General features: G+C 59.1%; 2 protein-coding genes and 1 tRNA gene. 1 reads left to right on the top strand and 2 read right to left on the bottom strand.

The genetic code is table 11. The annotated features are described in order from the left end of the window. Positions 1–189 precede the first annotated feature (189 nt). Positions 190–266 (top strand) — tRNA-Arg (locus FJ404_19465). A gap of 860 nt (positions 267–1,126) precedes the next feature. Here FJ404_19465 and FJ404_19460 read toward each other — a convergent pair. Together FJ404_19460 and FJ404_19455 are read right to left on the bottom strand one after the other, a co-directional pair. Further along, positions 1,127–2,323: a hypothetical protein gene (locus FJ404_19460; protein MBM3825027.1), complete on the bottom strand. Its 1,197-nt coding sequence runs from the start codon at positions 2,321–2,323 to the stop codon at positions 1,127–1,129. 74 nt (positions 2,324–2,397) lie between these two features. Next, positions 2,398–3,600: a hypothetical protein gene (locus FJ404_19455; GenBank protein MBM3825026.1), complete on the bottom strand. Its 1,203-nt coding sequence runs from the start codon at positions 3,598–3,600 to the stop codon at positions 2,398–2,400. Positions 3,601–4,226: the final 626 nt, after the last annotated feature.

The following is a 4,226-nucleotide window of genomic DNA, read 5'->3' as shown; positions in this document are numbered from 1 at the left end:
TGTTGTTGGTAGGGCGGGCCTGTCCCAGCCCGCCGCCCACGGGATGCAAAACATCATGCTCCGGCGGCGCGCCGGGACGGACGCGCCCTACCTGCATCACCGGCAACATCGGGATGCACGGCTCGTCATTAAGACAGCGTGGATTTCCTTGCCGAAGGGCGGGCTCGGAGGCAGGATCCCGTCGCGGTTGCGCGCGTAGCTCAATTGGATAGAGTGCCGGCCTCCGGAGCCGTAGGTTGTGGGTTCAACTCCCGCCGCGCGCACCATCTCCAATCAAGGTCAGGTCTCGGATTCGACCCACGCGCTGGAGCAAGTTCATTTTGCTTTTCCTCACGCCAAGGCTGCGAAGAATCATGAACTTCTGTGATTCTGCTGGTGGTTTGAACCCGGCGTGAAGCTGTGACCTTCGGAGCGCGCCGTTCACGGCACCTCATTGTGGACAGTGTGACAACGTGATTGAGCCGAGAAGTTCGTTGGGGTCAGAAATCTCGAATCGTCTCGCCTGCTTCATCTCGCTCTCTGCGCTCTCTGCGCCTCCGCGCGAGAACAATCCCTCCTGTCACGAAAGCACGTCAGTTTCGTCGCGTCGCTCAGAAGTTCGCAAGGGACAGGGATCTGCGATTTGCTCCCTTTGTCACCACGGGTGGATTCCGGAGCGCGCCGTTCACGGCGCCTCATCGTGGACAGCGTGACGACGTGGTTGGGCCGAGAAGTTCGTTGGGGACAGAGATCTCGGGTTCGGCGCTCGGTTGCGGGTAGGGTTGCAAGGCATTCCGATTTTCCTCGCGCAGAGGCCGCGAAGGACGCAAAGGGCTGAAGCGAAGTTCTTTCGGCGCGCCCGTAGGTCGTTCAGGTCAACAGCCCAACCGTGAAGGGCTCTCACGGAACCCGCGAAATTACGGACATACGGAAGTAGGCTTGAACCGCTGAACCCTTGAGCGAGACAGACTTCGGATGCCTTCTCTCCGCGTCTCTATGCCTCCGTAAGAGCCATCCGTCCTCCCGGCACGACCAAGCACGAACAGTTCCGTTGAGACTGAAATCTCAGGGATTCATCGCTGTGGGGCAACGGCGGAAGGTACTGCGCCGCCCTCAAGATTCGCCCGGACCGGTTTGCGTCGCTGGATCATCCGCCGAATCTCGACGGTCGCGGGGCTCGGTAACGAATATTGAGCTCGGGCGTTTCGACCCGCCGCCCGCCCATGGCTCGTGAGTCGAGACAACGGTCCAGCACCGCACTCGCCATCTGGGTTCGTTCAACCGGATAAGGCGCCTTGCCCGAAATGATCATTTCCTCAATTTGCGCCACGAGGCAGGCGGAGTAGGTCACGTTCGGAGTGGGTGGGAGAAAGAACTGCGTTGAAACCACTTCGCCCCCGGCCAGCTCCGCCGCGAAACAATAGTCGGAAAGGGCTCCATTGAGCATCAACAGGGTCGAGCGGAGTCCGTCCTGATGTTCGATAAGGTACGCGGAAGGATTCTTGACCAACCGTGGCAGATGTCCGTTCCGAGAGAGGTCCTGCGTCCGGGAATCCAGGTCGGAATCCCCCGTCAAAGAGTCGGACCTCGACAAGGCGGCTTCGAGCAAGCGCGCCGACCATCGGCCTTCGGCCGCCGCTTTCCAGACGTCGTCTCCATCCAGAACTTGAACGGACCGAACCCCCGTTTCCCCCCCTCGCCGCCGCTCAATCATGCATTGCATCGCCTCAAGCGCATGATAATCCATGGCATCCGATCCTCCGACGCCGATCATGAGGGCCTCACGAACCCGCCCGCCGTACGGGACCTCGACGGGCGGCAGACGCCAGGTGACCGGAAGCGAAGAGCCCGCCAGGAATGGAAACTTCAGTCTCTTGGAAGTGGCGACCATCTCGGCGGCTTTTTGCCAACTGTATGAAAGATGCTTGTCGTTGAACACGGGCACCACACGGCGATCCGCTTCAAAGACACGGACCACTTCTTGGAAAAACTCATATCGAGGATAAAGAACCTGGCCCTTCTGGTTTCGGGGATATTGCCCGTGCTCACCAATGATCACCACGCCGTCTACGGCGAGGCTGCCCCCTCCACAACGCAACGCTTCCGCTATCGTCGGATACACCGTGAAGCCGTGATGAGCCGCGCGCTGCTTGCTAAGATCGCCGTCGGGCTTTTGATCCACGTAGGCGGATACCACCTGAAGCGAGGGATAATGCCAGGAACCATGCCTGGGATATCCAACCAAAAACCGGTCTCCCATGTGCTGGGCATGGGACTGATACGTCCAAACCGTGGTGATCAGCGCCAGTCTTTTGGGACGTGCGCCGCGCCTCGTGTTCCCCAAGGTCGAGCCATGGATCGGTTCCAGGCACAGGGGCAGAGTGCAAAGGGTTCCGAGAAATTGTCGGCGACGCATCATCAGGTTCTCCAAAAGGTTGAATGCCGGGTCGATCGGTAGCGGATCTGCAAGTGCGGGGTGTCCAGCCTTTTTCCCTGCTGATACAGCGAGTCCACGCCCGCAGCGGTCATGCCTGTGGTCAGAAGGGTCCTTTCCACGGGATAAGGTGAAACTCCCGTGCGGAAAAGCGTTTCGATGTGATGCACCTGCGGACTAAAAAAATTACGCATCGTGGAATAGGGAAGATAGAACATGGTGGAGAATTGCCTGCCATTGGCCAGTCGCGCCGCGACATTGCAGTCCCCAACCACCGCTCCTCTGAACTGGATGATGCTGGCCCGGAGCCCATCCATGTATTCAAAGCGGTAGGCATAGGATTCAGGAGCCGCACGGCGCAAATCCGAAAGGGTGGGAAACGCATTGCTATAAGTCTCGCGCGGAGATTGTAGTTGATTGCTCCTGGACAGTGCCGCCTCCATCAGACGCCGATCCCATCCTCCGCCCGCCCAGGTGCCCGCTTCCATCGCCTTCCAAAATCGGTCGCCACGCAGCGCTTCAACCCAACGAACGCCGGTTTCCCCACCCCGCCGCCGCTCGACGATGGATTGCAACGCCTCCAGCACGTGAATGTCACCGCCGTCGAGCCATCCATTCCATATTCCCACGGCCTCCTCCACCCGTTCGCCCCACGGCAAATCGATGGCAGGCTGCCGCCACGTCACCGGCAATGAGGATCCGGCCATGAATCCAAACCCCAACTCCCGGGCCGTGTCGTACATCTCCCGGGCGTGCTCCCAACTCCATGAAAGGTGTTTGTCGTTGAACACCGGCGCTGTTTTCCCCGAACGCCGATAGACATCCACAATCTGGCGAAAGTACTCATACCGGGGATACAATGTTTGACCTTTTTCGTTCACAGGGTAATTCCCGTGCTCCCCGATCAACAACACGCCGTCCACGGCCAACTCCCGGCCACCACAGGTCAATGCCTCACGGATCGTAGGATAGAGCTTGAGTTCCGGATGCCGCGAGGCGCGCTCGCGACTGAGGTCGTTGGCACCCACCTGCTCGACATACATCGCCACGACATCGATCTCGGGCCGATAATGCCGACCTTCCCAACCGTATCCTTCAAGAAATCGGTCCACGATGTGCTGGGAATGCGAGTATTTGTGATAAATCGTCGTGAGCGCGGCGATGCGCAAACGCCGCTTCGGACGAATCGCCGCGGATTGAGCAGGACAAGCCAGACCCGTCGCGGCCAGCACGGCGCTCGTTTTCAAGAACGCGCGGCGGGAATGTTCGCGAGTCATTCCCGCCAACTTGCCAGCGGATGCAGAATAAATCTTTGTTTCGCTCATGGGCGGGTCTCCAACTCTCATCTTCGAATCATGGGTTCGTGATCGCGTCCAGGGCCACCGTAACGACAAAGGAGCGGCTAGCTCTAGCCAACCCCCAATGCCCCAGGGTTCAGGCTGGGGGTCGAGCTGACTCAGTCCGACGTCCCGTGCTTAAATGACGAACCCCCGAGGGGCACACTCGAACTCATTTCATCATTGGGATGTAGGAGTATGGTCCAAAATGGGGCGCGGCTGCAAGAGAGGAAGAAGGGCCCTGATCCACGGGTAATTCGGTAGCGATTCAAAAAAACCGCTTCAGGACGCATCAGATGTGAATTGTTCTCTTGCAATGTTATATATATCATGTATTTATTTCGCATGCCAGCTCGCTTGCCCGTCCAAGCCAAGTCGCCGTTCGCCATCGATCCCAAGCCGCTCGACGAGACCGCTTCGTCTCATGCGGGGCTCTTGGCCACTTCGCGCGTCTATCGCTCGCTGAAGCTCCCCGA

The sequence above is a fragment of the Verrucomicrobiota bacterium genome, from assembly GCA_016871495.1.
Lineage (GTDB): Bacteria > Verrucomicrobiota > Verrucomicrobiia > Limisphaerales > VHDF01 > VHDF01.
Note: the sequence above shows the minus strand (reverse complement) of the source record. Positions and strands in the feature narration are given on the sequence as shown.